This window comes from Nocardioides sp. (assembly GCF_050246775.1).
Lineage (GTDB): Bacteria > Actinomycetota > Actinomycetes > Propionibacteriales > Nocardioidaceae > Nocardioides.
The window spans coordinates 1,386,561-1,402,967 of sequence record NZ_JBFWVK010000001.1 but is presented as its reverse complement, the minus strand read 5'-3'; the positions used below and the strand labels follow the sequence as shown (position 1 = coordinate 1,402,967).

The 16,407-nt window shown below is 70.9% G+C and carries 11 protein-coding genes and 1 tRNA gene; 9 read left to right on the top strand and 3 right to left on the bottom strand.

All coding sequences use genetic code 11. The annotated features are described in order from the left end of the window. Positions 1-49: 49 nt before the first annotated feature. Positions 50-122, top strand: a tRNA-Arg gene (locus tag AB7I40_RS06625). A 203-nt stretch (positions 123-325) separates the two neighbouring features. Here the strand turns inward: AB7I40_RS06625 and AB7I40_RS06620 are convergent. Continuing rightward, a complete protein-coding gene (locus AB7I40_RS06620; RefSeq protein WP_428344252.1) occupies positions 326-910 on the bottom strand; it encodes a hypothetical protein in 585 nt (194 codons plus the stop codon). 112 nt (positions 911-1,022) lie between these two features. Here AB7I40_RS06620 and AB7I40_RS06615 point away from each other — a divergent pair, with 112 nt between their 5' ends. After that, complete coding sequence (locus AB7I40_RS06615; protein ID WP_428344251.1) at positions 1,023-2,057, top strand: aldose epimerase family protein; 1,035 nt, start codon at positions 1,023-1,025, stop codon at positions 2,055-2,057. A 3-nt stretch (positions 2,058-2,060) separates the two neighbouring features. Here the strand turns inward: AB7I40_RS06615 and AB7I40_RS06610 are convergent, their stop codons facing one another. Further along, positions 2,061-3,626 (bottom strand): PucR family transcriptional regulator, encoded by a 1,566-nt coding sequence (locus tag AB7I40_RS06610; RefSeq protein WP_428344250.1) that lies wholly within the window; start codon positions 3,624-3,626, stop codon positions 2,061-2,063. Between the two features lie 117 nt (positions 3,627-3,743). Between AB7I40_RS06610 and AB7I40_RS06605 the strand changes: the two genes are divergently transcribed. After that, the gene (locus AB7I40_RS06605; RefSeq protein ID WP_428344249.1) at positions 3,744-5,258 is read left to right on the top strand and encodes a CoA-acylating methylmalonate-semialdehyde dehydrogenase; all 1,515 of its coding nucleotides are present in this window, start codon (positions 3,744-3,746) and stop codon (positions 5,256-5,258) included. Further along, on the top strand, positions 5,251-6,582 hold the full coding sequence (locus AB7I40_RS06600; protein WP_428344248.1) for an aspartate aminotransferase family protein: 1,332 nt from the start codon (positions 5,251-5,253) through the stop codon (positions 6,580-6,582). The genes AB7I40_RS06605 and AB7I40_RS06600 overlap by 8 nt, the downstream gene beginning before the upstream one ends. Here AB7I40_RS06600 and npdG read toward each other — a convergent pair. Further along, a complete protein-coding gene (gene npdG / locus AB7I40_RS06595; RefSeq protein WP_428344247.1) occupies positions 6,579-7,238 on the bottom strand; it encodes an NADPH-dependent F420 reductase in 660 nt (219 codons plus the stop codon). The genes AB7I40_RS06600 and npdG overlap by 4 nt on opposite strands. 88 nt (positions 7,239-7,326) lie before the next feature. Here npdG and AB7I40_RS06590 point away from each other — a divergent pair, with 88 nt between their 5' ends. The 5 genes from AB7I40_RS06590 to recD all read left to right on the top strand — a co-directional run bounded on the left by AB7I40_RS06590 (position 7,327) and on the right by recD (position 16,405). Beyond that, positions 7,327-7,572, top strand: a complete 246-nt coding sequence (locus AB7I40_RS06590; protein ID WP_428347933.1) for a hypothetical protein — start codon at positions 7,327-7,329, stop codon at positions 7,570-7,572. A 90-nt stretch (positions 7,573-7,662) separates the two neighbouring features. Beyond that, positions 7,663-7,980: a winged helix-turn-helix domain-containing protein gene (locus tag AB7I40_RS06585; RefSeq protein ID WP_428344245.1), complete on the top strand. Its 318-nt coding sequence runs from the start codon at positions 7,663-7,665 to the stop codon at positions 7,978-7,980. Between the two features lie 33 nt (positions 7,981-8,013). Continuing rightward, a complete protein-coding gene (recC, locus tag AB7I40_RS06580; protein ID WP_428344244.1) occupies positions 8,014-11,313 on the top strand; it encodes an exodeoxyribonuclease V subunit gamma in 3,300 nt (1,099 codons plus the stop codon). Then, positions 11,313-14,636 carry a UvrD-helicase domain-containing protein gene (locus tag AB7I40_RS06575; RefSeq protein WP_428344243.1) on the top strand — a complete coding sequence of 1,108 codons (3,324 nt, stop codon included), beginning with the start codon at positions 11,313-11,315 and terminating at the stop codon, positions 14,634-14,636. The genes recC and AB7I40_RS06575 overlap by 1 nt, the downstream gene beginning before the upstream one ends. Beyond that, complete coding sequence (gene recD, locus AB7I40_RS06570; RefSeq protein ID WP_428344242.1) at positions 14,633-16,405, top strand: exodeoxyribonuclease V subunit alpha; 1,773 nt, start codon at positions 14,633-14,635, stop codon at positions 16,403-16,405. Before AB7I40_RS06575 ends, recD begins: the two co-directional genes overlap by 4 nt. Positions 16,406-16,407 lie beyond the last annotated feature (2 nt).

Below are 16,407 nucleotides of genomic sequence, written 5' to 3'. Positions count from 1 at the left end.
TTCAGATCCGCAGGCGGGTTCGGCTATCCTCGACCAGTCCTCGTGACGGGCGCCTGTAGCTCAACGGATAGAGCATCTGACTACGGATCAGAAGGTTTGGGGTTCGAATCCCTACAGGCGCGCAAGACATGAACGGCCCCTGATCAGCGAAACTGCTGAGCAGGGGCTGTTCTGACGCAACCGGCAACGATTCCTCGGTCCCAAGGACAGGGCAGCACGCCGGGCGGACCCTCGGCTTCGGGCTGGCGTTCGGGCGCATGCTGGCCCGAACAACACGGGTATCAACTGGGTGCAGAGCAGTGAGGCGTCTTTCCTCGCCGAACGACTACCCCCGATGCACCCGGGCGGTGAACCGCTCCTCCATGAAGCTGGTCCCCGGAGCCGTGTCCAGATAGAAGTAGGTCGAGTCGCGCCAGTGGTCGGTCGTGACGGCAGCTCCCTGGAACTTGACCCACCTGGCCCGGTCGACGCAGGAGGCTCGCATCGAGATCACCGCGCGGTCCCGGCGGTAGTCCACGTGGTGACGCATGACGCAGCCAGGCTCGAAGCCCTGCCTCCGCAGTCGACCCGCCCAGTGACCCCTGCCGGCCTGGATGACCACCTCGGGACGACTGCCGGTCGACGTCTTCAGGGTCCCGCCGAGCGCCAAACGCGGATCGGAATGGTCGAGCTCGCGGAAATGCAGCACGATCCGGAGCCGGTTCATGCCGTAGTCCACCGTCATCCGTGTCAGGTCACCGTTGGCCTGTCGCGGCGCGGAATGCAGGGTGAAGTCGTCGGCTGTGAAGCCCTCGACGTCGCGGCGGGCGTCGACCGAGACCCTGCTCTGAGCGACCGCAGGGGCGGCAATGGCGATCGAGAGGGTCACGGCGAGGGCGGCAAGCAGCACGCGTCCGAGGTTGCGTTGCATCAGGAGTCCGTCCGGTCGGCGCCCAGAGTCTGCCTGTGCAGGGGAGACGCTCGCAAGGAGTACACCATGGCGCCGATACCCTCAGCAGGCGAACAGCAGAAGGAAGGCCGCGATGCCCAAACACACCGAGGACGGCTCGACGCTCGTCACCCTCGCGAGCGACTGCTGCCGGGCGGTGCTCAGCAACGTCGGCGCCAGACTCCTCGAGCTGCACGTGCCCGACCGTGACGGCGTCATGGCCGACGTGGTGCTCGCGCGCCCGACGCTGTCGGAGGTGCTGGCGGACGGCAGCTACATGGGTGCCATCGCCGGGCGGTACGCCGGGCGCCTGCGCGGCGCTCGGTTCTCCCTGGACGGGCACACCCATCACCTGGCCAGCAACGAGGGCGACAACCACCTCCACGGCGGGGACCGAGGCTTCGACCAGCAGGTCTGGGACCTGGACGTTCATCCGGGCGGGGAGGCGGTGACGTTCACCCGCTCGTCCCCCGACGGGGAGGAGGGCTACCCGGGCACGGTGAGCGCCACCGTGACCTACGCGCTGCGTGGCACCACCCTCGAGGTCAGCATGTCGGCCACCACCGACCGTCCCACCATCGTCCGCCTCGTCCAGCACGCCTACTGGAACCTCGCCGGTCACGACCAGGGCAACATCCTCGACCACGTCCTGCGGCTCGACGCGAGCCACTACATCCCGCTCGACGCCGAGCTCCTGCCGAGCGGGGAGGTGCGCGCGGTAGCGGGCACGGCGTACGACTTCCGCACCCCGAAGCCGATCGGCGCGGACCTCGACCGCGTCGAGAACTCGGGGGCCGGACGCGTCGCCACGGCGTCCGCGGGCTACGACGACGTCTGGGCACTCGACGGGGTCGGGATGCGCAGCGTTGCCACCCTCGCCGATCCCGCGAGCGGACGGCGGCTCGAGCTGTCCACCGATCAGCCCGGGATCTGCATCTACGTCGGCGGCTACCTGGGAGGCACGCCGGCCAAGGGCGACCTCGGGCACTACGGCGACTTCGCGGGCCTGACCCTCGAGACGACCGGCTTCCCCGATGACGCCAACATCGCTGAGTTCCCCTCGCCGGTGCTGCGCCCGGAGGAGACCTACCTGCACCGGATGCGGCTGGACTTCTCGGTCGCCGACTGAGGCTCACGCCTCGGCGGCGAGTTCCTGCACCATCAGGGCAACGTGCAGCGACACGCGCACGTCGGGGTCGTCCAGCTGCACCCCCAGCACCTGCTCGACGAGAGCCAGCCGGGCATAGAACGCCGGCCGGGACAGGTGCAGGGCGCCGGCCGCAGCGGACTTGCTGGTCGGGTGCTGGACGAGCGCGCGCACCACCTCGACGAGGTCCGTGCCGTGCGTTGCGTCGTGATCGGCGAGTGCGCCGAGCTCGCGGGTCACGAACAGCGCGAGCCGGTCGTCGGAGCCGAGGAGAGTGAGCAGGCCCCGCAGGTGCACGTCCTCGAGGCGATGCACCACCTTGCTGGTGCCCGGCCTGATGGCGTCGACCACCTGGTCGGCTTCGCGCAGGGTGCGGTCGATGACGGCGGAGTCCAGCACGGCCCGGCCGGCCCCGATCGTCACCGGGTGCTGACGCGACACCCGGCCCGCGAGCCGCTCGACCGCAGCCGACTCCGACGCGCCACGGCTCAGCGACAGGAGCACGCGGATGTCGCGGTCGACCTCGCAGATCAACGCCGGCACTCCCAGCTCGTGGGCGGCCCGGACGGTGGCCGCCATGACCGGGGCCGAGCCACGCGTCGGGTCGGTCGGCCGCACGCACACCGCGACGAACTGACGGCGAGCGGTGGGGAAGCCGGCCAGTTCGCAGCGGCGCAGCAGGTCGGCGTCGGTGGGGTCGAGCTGGAGGGCGAGGAGCAGTTCGTGGTGGGTACGCCGCACCACGTTGTCGCGATCGCGGTCGTGCAGCCGGTGCATCGCCAGAGCGGCTGCGGCCCGCTCGGCGAGGGCGATCAGCCGTTGGGGCGGCGGGGTCGGTGACTGGAGCACCAGGCGTCCCCACCCCCGTTCGCGGCGGCCCAACCGGGTCAGCAGCCAGCCGTTCTCGGCGTCCCAGGTGGTGCGACCGGTGAGGGTGATCCGACGCGAGCGCGTCTGCCAGTCCTCGAGGAACCCGGCCACGTCCTCGGGGCCGGCGAGGTAGTCCAGCACGCGGTGCCCGTCACTCTCGAGTACGACGGCCGACCCGGCGAGCCGCTGCACGGCGGCCAGGATCTCCGACGGTCCCGCCTCGTTGAGGCCGAGCTCGGTGAAGGTCTCGTGCACTCGTTCGGCATCGCGCAGCTCCGTCAGCTGCTCATCGACGACACGCTCGCCGACCTCCTGCGTGATGGCCGCGAACTTGGCCACGCGGGTCAGCGCGATCAGCGGCAGGCCTGCCTGCTCGCAGGCCGCGACCAGGGCCGGAGGCAGTTCCTTCCACCTACGGCCGAGCTCGATCATCAGGCCCGCGGCCGGGATCTCACCCAGGCTGGCGGCGAAGGCGGTCAACTCGGCTGGGCGGTCGGGCAGGGCGATGCCCGTGCTCAGCACCAGGTCGCCGGGCCGCAGCAGCGGCGCGATGTCGGCGACCTCGGCGGCGTGCACCCACCGCACCGTGCCCTCGAGGGAGTCCGCTCCGGCCAGGACCACCGGTGCGGCCCGGCGCAGCGCGGGCATCGCGAGGACGTCGCGCAAGGTCAGAACCGCCATGCGCGCGCCCCCTCGACCCCGACAGAGTGTCTGTGCATGAGAACAATCGTGACACTTCGTCGGCTCGGGGGCCACTCGTGATGGGACAGACTGGGCAGCAGTCTGCGAAGGAGAAACATGACCACCTCGATCACCCACTGGGTGGACGGTGCCGAGTACGCCGGCACCTCCGACCTCTGGTCCGACGTCACCAACCCCGCCACCGGTCAGGTCAGCGGTCGTGTCGCCCTCGCCAGCGAGGTCGACGCGGAGCACGTGATCGCCGCGGCCTCGCGCGCCGCCAGGGAGTGGGGCAACACCTCGGTCGCCCGACGTACCCAGGTCATGTTCGCCTTCCGCGAGCTCCTCAACAGTCGCAAGGGTGAGCTCGCGCAACTGATCACCGCCGAGCACGGCAAGGTGCACTCCGACGCCGTCGGCGAGATCTCCCGGGGCCAGGAGGTGGTCGAGTTCGCCTGCGGCATCGCGCACCTGCTGAAGGGTGGACACTCGGAGAGCGCTTCCACCGGGGTCGACGTGCACTCGATGCTCCAGCCGCTGGGTGTGGTCGGGATCATCAGCCCGTTCAACTTCCCGGCCATGGTGCCGATGTGGTTCTTCCCGGTCGCCATCGCGGCCGGCAACACCGTCGTACTCAAGCCCAGTGAGAAGGACCCGTCGGCGGCGCTGTGGATCGCCCGCCTGTGGAAGGAAGCGGGTCTGCCCGACGGAGTGTTCAACGTGCTCCAGGGTGACAAGACCGCGGTCGACGCCCTGCTGCAGAGCCCGGACGTGGCCGCGATCAGCTTCGTCGGCTCCACCCCCATCGCCCGCTACGTCTACGAGGAGGCCAGCCGCGCCGGCAAACGCGTCCAGGCCCTGGGTGGCGCCAAGAACCACATGGTCGTGCTCCCCGACGCCGACCTCGACCTGGCCGCCGACGCCGCCGTCAACGCGGGCTACGGCAGCGCCGGCGAACGCTGCATGGCCATCAGCGTCCTGGTCGCCGTCGAGCCGATCGCCGATGACCTGGTGGCCCGGATCGCCGAGCGGACCCGCACCCTGGTCATCGGTGACGGCCGCAGCGGGCAGGCCAGCGAAGCTGACATGGGGCCGTTGGTCACGCGGGCCCACCGTGACAAGGTCGCCGGCTTCGTGGAGTCCGGAGAGGCCGCCGGCGCCAAGCTGGTCATCGACGGCCGCGAGGTCCAGCCCCGTGGCGAGGACGCTGGGTTCTGGCTCGGTCCCACCCTGTTCGACCACGTCACCGCGGACATGGAGATCTACCGTGAGGAGATCTTCGGACCGGTGCTGTCGGTCATCCGGGTGTCGACGTACGACGAGGCGCTGGCGCTGGTGAACAGCAACGACTACGGCAACGGCACGGCCGTCTTCACCAACGACGGTGGGGCTGCGCGCCGGTTCCAGAACGAGGTCGAGGTCGGCATGGTGGGGATCAACGTCCCCATCCCGGTGCCGGTGGCCTACTACTCCTTCGGCGGCTGGAAGCGGTCGCTGTTCGGCGACACCCACGCCCACGGCACCGAGGGCGTGCACTTCTTCACCCGGACCAAGGTGGTCACCTCGCGCTGGATCGATCCGGCCAACCGCCCGGCCGGCGGACTCGAACTGGGGTTCCCGCAGAATGTCTGACATCCCGACCGACGCCACCCGCGCCCACGAGCTCGACCGACGCCACGTCTTCCACTCGTGGTCGGCGCAGGCGAACCTCGACCCGATGGTCATCACCAAGGCCGAGGGGTCCTGGATCTGGGACCAGACCGGCGACCGGCTCCTCGACTTCACCTCCCAGCTGGTCTTCACCAACCTCGGCCACCAACACCCCCGCATCGTCCGCGCCATCCAGGAGCAGGCCGCGACCCTGTGCACGGTCGCCCCGGCCCACGCCAACGCGACCCGCTCCGAGGCCGCAGCCCTGATCGCTTCCCACACCCCCCAGGGTCTCGATCGGGTGTTCTTCACCAACGGTGGCGCGGACGCCAACGAGCACGCCATCCGGATGGCTCGCCTGCACACCGGTCGGATCAAGGTCCTCTCGACCTACCGCTCTTACCACGGCGGCACACATCTGGCCGTCAACGTGACGGGCGACCCCCGGCGCTGGGCCAGTGACCATGGTGCGGCCGGGACCGTGCACTTCTTCGGCCCGTTCCTCTACCGCAGCGAGTTCCACGCCACCACGGAGGCCGAGGAGTGCGAGCGTGCGCTGGCCCACCTGGAGCAGGTGATCGCGCTCGAAGGACCGCAGACCATCGCTGCGATCATGCTCGAGTCCATCCCCGGAACCGCGGGGATCATGCTGCCCCCAGCGGGCTACCTGCGCGGCGTACGCGAGCTCTGCGATCGGCACGGCATCGTCTATATCGCCGACGAGGTGATGTCGGGCTTCGGTCGTGCCGGGCGCTGGTTCGCGGTCGAGCACGACGACGTGGTCCCCGACCTGCTGACGTTCGCCAAGGGGGTGAACTCGGGCTACGTCCCCCTCGGTGGGGTCGCGATCAGCGACGCGATCTACCAGACGTTCGCCACCCGTCCCTACCCTGGCGGGCTCACCTACTCCGGGCATCCGCTCGCCTGCGCGGCCGCGGTGGCGACCATCCGCGCGATGGAGGACGAGGGCGTCGTCGAGCACGCCGACCGCCTCGGGCGCGAGGTCTTCGGCCCGGGTCTGGCCGAGCTCGCGCAGCGACATGACTGCATCGGTGAGGTCCGCGGCACGGGAGTCTTCTGGGCGCTCGAACTGGTCACGGACCGCCAGACCCGCGAACCGCTCGCGCCGTACGGCGCCAGCAGTCCAGCCATGGCCGCCATCCTGGGGGCCTGCCGGGACGAGGGGCTGCTGCCCTTCGCGAACTTCAACCGCATCCACGTGGTCCCCCCGCTGACGATCAGCGAGGACGAGGCCCGCGAAGGCCTGGCCATGCTGGATCGTGCCCTGACGAAGGCGCGTGGCTAGACGTCGGTGATCCGCAGCCCCGAGTGCGCCTTGTAACGACGGTTGATGCTGATCAGGTTGGCCGTGAACGCCTCCACCTGATGGGCGTTGCGCGAGCGCCCTCCGTAGACGCCACGCATGCCAGGCACCCGTGAGGCCAGCTCCTGGATCAGGTCGGTGGCCTCGCGGTCGTCGCCGAGGACCAGGACATCGGTGTCGATCGACGTGACGTCTGGGTCCTCGAGAAGGATCGCGCTGACGTTGTGGAAGGCCCCGACCACACGACTGTCGGGGAGCAGGGCAGCGGCCTGCTGAAGGGCCGATCCCTCCTCCACGACGAGCGCAAAGGCGCCCTGCTTGTCGAAGCCCAACGGGTTGACGCAGTCGACCACGACCTTGCCGGCAAGCGCAGGTGCCAGGCTGGCCAGGAGCGCACCGTGACCCTCCCATGGGACGGCGATGACCACGATGTCCCCGGCAGCGGCGGCCTGCTCGTTGTCGGTGCCGCGCACCGCTCCCGTCGCGGCGAGTGCCGACGCGGCCTCGGCGGCCCGCGCCGCGTCCCGGCTGCCGATGACGACGCGAAGCCCCGCCGCGGCGAAGCGGCGGGCCAGGCCCCGGCCCTGGGGCCCGGTCCCGCCCAGGACGGCGACGGTCATGGTCTCCAGTGCATTCACAGGCTCAGCGTACGGATCGTGGGTGCAGGCGTAAGGACACGCCACATGGTTGCGTCCTCGTGATATGGAGAATTTCGACCGGGTGAGGATGCCTGACGGTCGAAACGCAGGCGAGGTCTACGAGCGACTGATGGCCACCCTGGTGAACGAGGAAGTGGGCAGCCTGATGCGGCCCCACATCGTCGTCTGCAGCAGTCGGGACACGGCGATGGTGTGCTACTCGGGCCCTTACCCCGACGGGCTGAGCGCGCTCATCGCGGCCGAGCGTGACGCACGGCAAGTGTTCGACGACCTTGATCTGCACTTCCAGGTGTCCCCGTTGTTGCCACCCTGAATCGGCACAAACGTAAGCAAACCCGCCGCACACTCGTCTCTGCACAGGGCCTCGACGTGGAGCGCCCGTGAGTGTGCGAAGGGGGCATCGGTGGAATTCATCGTCGTCCAGGATGTGCGGGTCGAGCCGGAGACCGGTCGGGTGTGGCGTGGGGGCGTGGAGGTTCACCTCAGTCCCATGGAATTCAGGCTGTTGATGGCGCTGATCACCCGGGCCGGAATCGTGCGCAGCCGGCAGGAACTCATGCGACAGGTGTGGGACACCGACTTCTACACCTCGTCCAAGACGATCGACGTGCACCTCGGCTGGCTGCGTCGCAAGCTGGGTGACGACCCACGCAGACCCCAGCTCATCTCGACCGTGCGGGGCCGTGGGCTGCGGTTCGAGACGACGAGGGACAGGTTCTGAGGCTCTGTCCGCCGCGCGTGGCATGCTGCCCGCGTGACGCTCTTCCTCCATCGCGCAGCGCGCACCGACCTGCTGGCCAGGCAGCTCGGTGAGCTGTTGGCGACCCCGCTCGCGGATCCGTTCGCGCGCGAGCTGGTGGTCGTCCCGGCCAAGGGGGTCGAACGGTGGCTGAGCCAGCAACTCTCCCACCAGCTGGGGGCCACCGCAGCAGGCGACGGTGTCTGCGCGGGAGTGGACTTCAGGTCCGCAGGTTCCTTGATCGCCGAGCTCACCGGGACCACCGACGAGGACCCCTGGGCGCCGGACGCGCTGACCTGGCCACTGCTGGAGGTCATCGACGAGAGCCTTGACGAGGCCTGGTGTCGACCCCTCGCCGTGCACCTCGGACACGAGCACACCGGCGACGAGGCCGCGTTGAGGCAGGGCCGACGATATGCGGTCGCTCGCCGCCTCGCCGGGCTCTTCGCGTCGTACGCCGTCCAGCGGCCGCAGCTCCTGGAGGACTGGCTCGTCGGCCGCGACAGCGACGGACTCGGGGCTGCCCTCGAGCCCGACCTGGCCTGGCAACCCCCGCTGTGGCGGGCGGTCGTCGCCCGCATCGACAGCCCTGCTCCCCACGAGCGTCACGCCGCCACGCTCGTCGCACTACGGGGTGCCCCGGCGGAGGTGCCCGAGCGGCTCTCACTCTTCGGGCACACCCGGCTGCCGCTCACCGAGATCGCCCTGCTCGACGCGCTGGCCACCCACCACGACGTCCACCTGTGGTTGCCGCATCCCAGCAACGCCTCCTGGACCGCGCTGCGCGGTGCCGGGGGACCCGTGCCGCGTCGATCCGACACGGCCCACCGCGCCGTCGAGCATCCGCTGCTGGCCACCCTGGGCCGAGACGTCCGCGAGCTCCAGCGCAACCTGTCGACGGTCGAGCTCACCGACCTCCACCACGACGGCGGAGCGCTCCCCGACACCCTCCTGGGGTGGCTGCAGGCCGACCTCCGCGACGACCGGGTCAGGCCGGAGGGACGTTCGCTCAGCGAAGGGGACCGATCGGTCCAGGTCCACCGGTGCCACGGATCGGCGCGCCAGATCGACGTCCTGCGCGAGGTCCTGCTGGGGCTGCTGCAGGACGACCCCACGCTCGAGCCGCGCGACATCGTGGTGATGTGCCCCGACATCGAGACCTATGCCCCGTTGGTGACGGCCGGCTTCGGTCTGGACGACGTCCTCGACGGCGGCCATCCCGCGCACCGGCTCCGGGTGCGCCTGGCCGACCGCTCACTGACCCAGACCAACCCGCTGCTCGGGGTCGCCGCCGCGCTGCTGGACCTCGCCGGTGGGCGCGCCACCGCGAGTCAGGTGCTCGACCTCAGCCAGGCGCAGCCCGTGCGTCGTCGCTTCGGCTTCAGCGACGACGACCTCGACACCATCACCGCCTGGGTGCGTGAGTCCGGCATCCGGTGGGGCTTCGACCAGGCCCACCGGGCGCCGTACGGCCTCGAGGAGTTCGTGCACAACACCTGGCAGTTCGGCCTCGACCGGGTGCTTGCCGGCGTGGCCATGTCGGAAGACTCCCAGGCCTGGCTCGACACGACGCTGCCACTCGACGACGTCGGCAGCAATGCGGTCGAGCTGGCCGGCCGGTTGAGTGAGTACGTCGCCCGGCTCACTGTGGCCACCGACAACCTGACGGGCACCCGGCGACTGGCGGACTGGCTCGAGGCCCTCGCCGAGGGCGTGACTGCCCTGACGAAGGTCGAGCGCGACGACGCCTGGCAGGCCGGTCAGGTGCAACGCGAGCTGGCCGAGGTGCTGGCGGACGCGGGAGACCGGGCCGAGCTCCCCATGCGTCTGGCCGACGTACGCTCCCTGCTCGGTCGACACCTGGCCGGGCGGCCGACCCGGGCCAACTTCCGCACCGGCACGCTGACCGTGTGCACCATGGTCCCGATGCGCTCGGTTCCCCACCGTGTCGTCTGTCTGGTGGGACTCGACGACGGAGTCTTCCCCCGGCTGGCCTCGGTCGATGGCGACGACGTCTTGGCCCGGACCCCGGTCACCGGTGAACGTGACCCGCGCTCCGAGGACCGTCAACTGCTGCTCGACGCCATCGGGGCGGCCGGGGAGAAGCTGGTCATCACGTTCACCGGAGCCGACGAGCACACGGGCCAGCGCAGGCCACCGGCTGTCCCGCTCGGCGAGCTTCTGGATGCGCTCGACCGCACCACCACGGCCCCGGTGCGCCACGAGATCCTCGTCGAGCACCCACTCCAGCCGTTCGACGTGCGCAACGTCGAACCGGGGCGCCTCGGCGTCCCCACCGCCTTCACGTTCGACCCGGCGGTCCTGGTCGGCGCCCGGGCTGCGGCGGGGGACCGGCCCACGCAACCCGGGTTCCTCGACCGCCCGCTGCCGGTCCGAGACAGCGACGACGTCTCCCTCGCCGACCTGGTGGGCTTCTTCCGTGACCCCGTGAAGGGCTTCTTCCGCGCCCTGGACCTCACCTTGCCGTGGGACGTCGACGGAGTCAGCGATGCCATGCCCGTCGAGATCGACAACCTGGAGGCCTGGGGGGTGGGGGACCGGGTGCTCAGCGACATGATGCGCGGCATCCATCCCGACCAGGCACTGGGTGCGGAGTGGCGCCGCGGAGCGCTGCCCCCGGGGCAGCTCGGGTGGCGACGCGCCACCGAGATCCGGGAGCAGGCCATGCAGCTCGCGCTCGCTGCGCTCACCCACCGCCAGGTCACCCCGCGCGCCATCGACCTCGAGGTCGAGCTCGGGCACGGCCGCCGCCTGACGGGCACGGTCACGCCCGTGTACGGCGACCGGATCGTCTCGGTCACCTACTCCCGCCTCGGCGGCAAACAGCTGCTCGAGTCCTGGGTTCGCCTGCTGGCCCTGTCGGCCCACGATCCCGACCACAACTGGACCGCCCTGACGATCGGCCGCCCGCCTCGGGGCACGACGCCGCTGCAGCGGCTGCTCGGACCGGTCGACCAGGCCCCCGAGCTGCTGCTGCGCGAGTTGGTGGCGCTGTACGACGCCGGACGGCGAGAGCCGTTGCCGCTGCCCCTGAAGACCTCGTTCGCCTGGGCGGGGGCTCGTCACCGTGGCGACGACCCCCGGGAGGCGGCGCTGAAGAAGTGGCGCAGCGGGACCTACCCTGCCGACGACGCCGATCCTGCCCACGAACGGGTCTGGGGTTTCCGGGCACCGCTGGAGGACCTGCTCGTCCCGGCTCGCGCTGACGAGGGGGTCGAGGGCGAGAGCACTCGGCTCGGGTCCTATGCAGCGCGGCTCTGGCTGCCGATGCTGCGCAGCGAGCGGGTGCTGTGATGGAGCCGTTCGACCTGACCGGCGACCTGCCGTCGGGACCCGGCACCACGGTGCTCGAGGCGAGCGCAGGCACCGGCAAGACCTTCACCCTGGCTGGACTCGTCACCCGTTACGTCGCCGAAGGTCGGGCGAGCCTCGACGAGATGCTGCTGATCACCTTCGGCCGGGCCGCCAGCCAGGAGCTGCGGGAGCGGGTGCGGGCACAGCTGGTGGACGCGGCCCGGGCGCTGGACGACGGCCTCGCCGGTGACAACGCGCTGCTCGCCGGCCTGCTGACGGGATCGGCCGACGAGCTCGCCGAGCGCCGCAGCCGGCTGCGCGACGCCCTGGCCGGCTTCGACGCCGCCACCATCGCCACCACCCACCAGTTCTGCCAGCTGGTGTTGAAGTCGTTGGGGGTGGCCGGTGACACCGATGCCGGCGTGACCCTCGTGGAGAGCCTCGACGACCTGGTCACCGAAGTGGTCGACGACCTCTACCTGCAGCAGTTCGGGCAGCAGCGCGAGACACCCGTGCTGACCCGGGCGGCGGCGCTGAGCCTGGCCCTCGAAGTGGTGCGCAACCCGCACACCGAGCTCCGACCCCTCAACCCCGCCCCGGGCTCGACGGAGGCCATCAGGATCGGCTTCGCCCGGGCGGTCTGCGCCGAGCTGGAGCATCGCAAGCGCCGTCTCGGTGTGCTCGGCTACGACGACCTCCTGAGTCGACTGGCCGCCGCCCTCGAGGACCCCGAGGCGCCGGCCCGGGACCGGATGCGGGGCAGGTGGCGCATCGTCATGGTCGACGAGTTCCAAGACACCGACCCGGTGCAGTGGCAGGTCATCGACCGGGCCTTCGGCGGTCACTCCACCGTCGTACTGATCGGTGATCCCAAGCAGGCGATCTACGCCTTCCGCGGCGGCGACATCGTCACCTACCTCGACGCCGCGCGCACGGCAGGCCTGCAGCGCACGCTCGGCACCAACTGGCGCAGCGACGCCCCGCTGGTCACCAGCCTCCAAACGGTCCTCCAGGGTGCTGCCCTGGGTCACCCCGACATCGTGGTCAGGGAGGTCGAGGCACACCGGCGTGAGCATCGCCTCGCCGGAGCGCCACACAACGCGCCGTTCCGGCTGCGAGTGGTCACCAGGGAGAAGTTCGGCATGCGCGGCACGCGCACGGTGCCGATGGACCAGGTGCGAGACCACGTCGCCGCCGACCTCGCCTCGGACATCGCCGGCCTGCTGGCCAGCGGAGCGTCGTACGACGGGCGGCCGATCGCGGCCGCCGACATCGCCGTGATCGTGGAGGCCCACCGCGATGCGCGGGTCTGTCGCGACGCACTTGCGGCCGCCGGCGTGCCCGCGGTCTACACCGGCGACACCGACGTCTTCGCCTCGGAGGCAGCACGTGACTGGCTGTGCCTGCTGGAAGCCTTCGGGCAACCGCATCGAAGCGGCCTGGTGCGGGCCGCGGCGGTCACGATGTTCTTCGGGGAGTCTGCCGAGTCCCTCGCGAACGGTGGGGACGAACTCACCGACCGGATCGCCGGAACACTGCGCGAATGGGCCGACCACGCCCGCGAACGTGGGATCGCGGCCGTCTTCGAGGCCGCCCAGGTGGCGGGCATGGGCCGCCGGGTGCTGTCGTGGCGCGGTGGTGAGCGGCACATGACCGACCTCGCCCACGTCGCCCAGGTGCTCCACGAGACCGCGCACCGGGACCGCCTCGGCCTTCCCGCGCTGCTCGACTGGCTGCGCGAACAGTGCTCGGGCAAGGCCACCGGTCAGCGCAACCGCCGACTCGACAGTGACGCCGCGGCCGTCCAGGTGATGACGGTCTGGGTCAGCAAGGGCCTGCAGTACCCGGTGGTCTACCTGCCGTTCGCCTTCAACCGCAACGTGCAGTCACGCGACCTGGTGCTCTTCCACGAGCCCGCTGCCGGGGGCGGCGGCGGGACGGATCGCGCCCAGCGCTGTCTGCATGTCGGCGGCAAGGGGAGTCCGGGATTCTCGGGGGTCGAGGCGCTGGGACGCGCCGAGATGGCCGGCGACGACATCCGGCTCACCTACGTCGCGCTCACCCGGGCCCAGAGCCAGGTGGTGACCTGGTGGGCACCCTCGTGGGACGAGCCCAACGGGGGCCTGTCCCGGCTGCTGCGTGGCCGGGACCACGGAGATGCCGTCGTGCCGGACCGGTGCGAGCCCAAGGTGGGCGACGTCGAGGCGCTCGCCTGCTTCCGGCGCTGGGAGTCCCTCGGCGGGCCGGTGGTCGAGGAGTCGGCCCTTGTCGCTCCCGCGCGCAGCCGGCCGAAACCCCTTCCGGCCGGCCTGGGGGTCCGCCGTTTCACGCGGTCGATCGACGTTCAGTGGCGCCGTACCTCCTACTCCGGGCTGATCCGTTCCGCCGAGGAGGCAGGGGTCTCCAGCGAGCCGGAGGCGGTGCCCCTCGACGATGAGTCTCTCGATCCGTCGCTCGGTGAGCCCACGTCCGCCAGCGGGCTGGAGGTTGCCTCGCCGATGGCCGACCTACCCGCCGGGGCGGCCTTCGGCTCGCTGGTGCACGCGGTCCTCGAGACTGCAGACCCGCTCGCCCCCGACCTGCTCGACGAACTCCGTGCCCAGGTGCGTGAGCACCTGCCGTGGTGGCCGGTCGAGACGGGCGTCGAGGAGCTCGCGGAGGCGCTGGTGCCGCTGCATCGCACGCCACTGGGTCCTCTCGCGCCCGGGCTGACGCTGGGGGACCTGGGACTCTCGGACCGCCTGTGCGAGCTGGACTTCGAGATCCCGCTGTCGGGCGGTGATCACGGCGACGGGCATGACGTACGTCTGGCGGAGGTCGGGGTCCTGCTGCAGCGACATCTGAACGCCGATGACCCCCTGTTGCCCTACGCCGCGCGGCTCCTGGCGCCCGGCCTGGGTGAGCAGTCCCTCCGGGGCTACCTGTCGGGATCCATCGACGTGGTGCTGCGGGTGCCCGGTCCGGCGGGCGAGGTGCGCTACCTGGTGGTGGACTACAAGACCAACCGGCTCGGTGATCCCGACCAGCCGCTGACGGCGGCCGACTACAGCCGCGATCGGCTCGAGGCGGCCATGACGCACTCCGACTATCCGTTGCAGGCGTTGCTGTACCTCGTCGTGGTGCATCGCTACCTGCGATGGCGTCAACCCGGCTATGAGCCCGGTCGTCATCTGGGCGGGGCCCTGTATCTCTACCTGCGTGGGATGTGCGGTGCCGACACCCCGACCATGGACGGGCACCCGGCCGGCGTGTTCTCGTGGACCCCGCCGCCGGGGCTGGTCACCGACCTGTCCGACCTGCTTGACGGGAGGGGCGGGCGATGAGCCTCCTCGAGACCGACGACCGATTCGACCCGCGGTTGGTGGCGGGCGCCTCGGGCCTGCTGGGCGTGTTCAATGCCGCCCTGGTCATCGAGGCTGCCGACGTGCACGTCGCGCAACGCCTGACGGCGCTGGCCGGTGAGCCTGACGAGACCGTGGCACTGGCCCTCGCGCTGGTCGTGCGCGCGCTCAGGGGCGGCTCGGTGTGTGTCGACCTCGCCACCGTGGCCGACGACCCCGAGCTGGCCGGGTTGCCGTGGCCGGACCTCGAGACGTGGTCGGCGGCGGTTGCCGCCAGCCCCCTGCTGGGCACTCCGCCCGTCCTGCGCCTGGACGCTTCGAACCTGCTCTACCTCGACCGTTACTGGCGCGAGGAGGAACAGGTCTGTGCGGACCTGGTCGCCCGTCCCGACGCCGCGCCGCTCGATCCGGTGGCCGAGGCAGCGCTGCTGGCAGGTCTCGACCGCGTCTTCCCCGAGAGCGGGTACGACGAGCAGCGGGCGGCCGCCCGGGTGGCGCTCGCCCAGCGCACGACGGTGCTCACCGGCGGCCCCGGCACCGGCAAGACCACCACGGTGGCGGCGCTGCTCGCCCTGTTCGCCGAACAGGCCGAGCTCGCTGGCCACCCGAACCCCCGGATGGCGCTGGCCGCCCCGACCGGCAAGGCGGCCGCACGTCTGCAGCAGGCCGTCGAGGAGGAGTTGACCAAGCTCCCCACGGTCGACCAGGAACGGGTGGCGGGCGTGCGGGCAGTCACCTTGCATCGCCTGCTGGGCAGTCGCCCTGACAGTTCGTCGCGCTTTCGCCATCACCGCGACAACCGATTGTCCTACGACGTGATCGTTGTCGACGAGACGTCCATGGTCTCCCTCACGATGATGGCCAGGCTGCTCGAAGCGGTCCGCCCGGAGGCACGCCTGATCCTGGTGGGCGACCCCGACCAGCTGACGTCGGTCGAGGCCGGGGCCGTTCTCTCCGACCTGGTCGACGGTCTGGGGTCCGGCAGCGAGCTTCAGGTCGCCGCGCTGCGCACCTCGCACCGTTTCGGGGAAGCGATCGGCCGCCTCGCCGAGGCGGTGCGCCAGGGAGACGCCGACGCGGTCGTCGAGCTGCTGGAGGCCGGGGATCCGCACCTCGAGTTCGTCGTGAGTGAGGAGCCGGAGGCTCGCGTCCGCGAGCTGGTCCTTCCGCACGCCCTCGACCTGCGCAGCGTCGCCGAGGCCGGGTCGGTGCCCGATGCGCTGGCGGCCCTCGACCGGCAGCGACTGCTGTGTGCCCACCGTGAGGGACCGTTCGGCGTACGCCGTTGGAACGGGCTGGTCGAGCGGTGGCTGACCGAGGCCACCGGGGAGCCGGTCTGGTCCTCGTCCTACGTGGGCCGACCGGTGCTCGTGACCGCCAACGACTACGGTCTCGGGCTCTACAACGGGGACACCGGGGTGGTGTGCCGCTCGGGGGACGGCAGCCTGCGGGTGGCGTTCGCGACCAGCGGCGAGCCGGCCACCTTCGCGACCAGCCGACTCAGCGAGCTCGACACCATGCATGCGATGACGATCCACAAGAGCCAGGGCAGCCAGGCCGACGAGGTCGTCATCCTGCTGCCGCCCCAGGAGTCGCGGCTCCTGACCCGCGAGCTGTTCTACACCGCGGTCACGCGAGCCCGGGACAAGGTGGTGGTGGTCGGCACGGAAGCTGATGTCCGGGCAGCGGTCGCGCGCCGGGCGCAGCGTGCAACCGGGCTCCGGCAGCGACTGCGTGGGCGAGGGGAATAGAA

What these genes read in the sequence shown, in the direction of transcription:
- AB7I40_RS06575 (WP_428344243.1), top strand. Translation starts at nt 11,313, where the DNA reads ATGGAGCCGTTCGACCTGACCGGCGACCTGCCGTCGGGACCCGGCACC.
- AB7I40_RS06620 (WP_428344252.1), bottom strand. Translation starts at nt 910, where the DNA reads ATGCAACGCAACCTCGGACGCGTGCTGCTTGCCGCCCTCGCCGTGACC.
- AB7I40_RS06600 (WP_428344248.1), top strand. Translation starts at nt 5,251, where the DNA reads ATGTCTGACATCCCGACCGACGCCACCCGCGCCCACGAGCTCGACCGA.
- AB7I40_RS06610 (WP_428344250.1), bottom strand. Translation starts at nt 3,626, where the DNA reads ATGGCGGTTCTGACCTTGCGCGACGTCCTCGCGATGCCCGCGCTGCGC.
- AB7I40_RS06615 (WP_428344251.1), top strand. Translation starts at nt 1,023, where the DNA reads ATGCCCAAACACACCGAGGACGGCTCGACGCTCGTCACCCTCGCGAGC.
- AB7I40_RS06590 (WP_428347933.1), top strand. Translation starts at nt 7,327, where the DNA reads ATGCCTGACGGTCGAAACGCAGGCGAGGTCTACGAGCGACTGATGGCC.
- AB7I40_RS06605 (WP_428344249.1), top strand. Translation starts at nt 3,744, where the DNA reads ATGACCACCTCGATCACCCACTGGGTGGACGGTGCCGAGTACGCCGGC.
- recD (WP_428344242.1), top strand. Translation starts at nt 14,633, where the DNA reads ATGAGCCTCCTCGAGACCGACGACCGATTCGACCCGCGGTTGGTGGCG.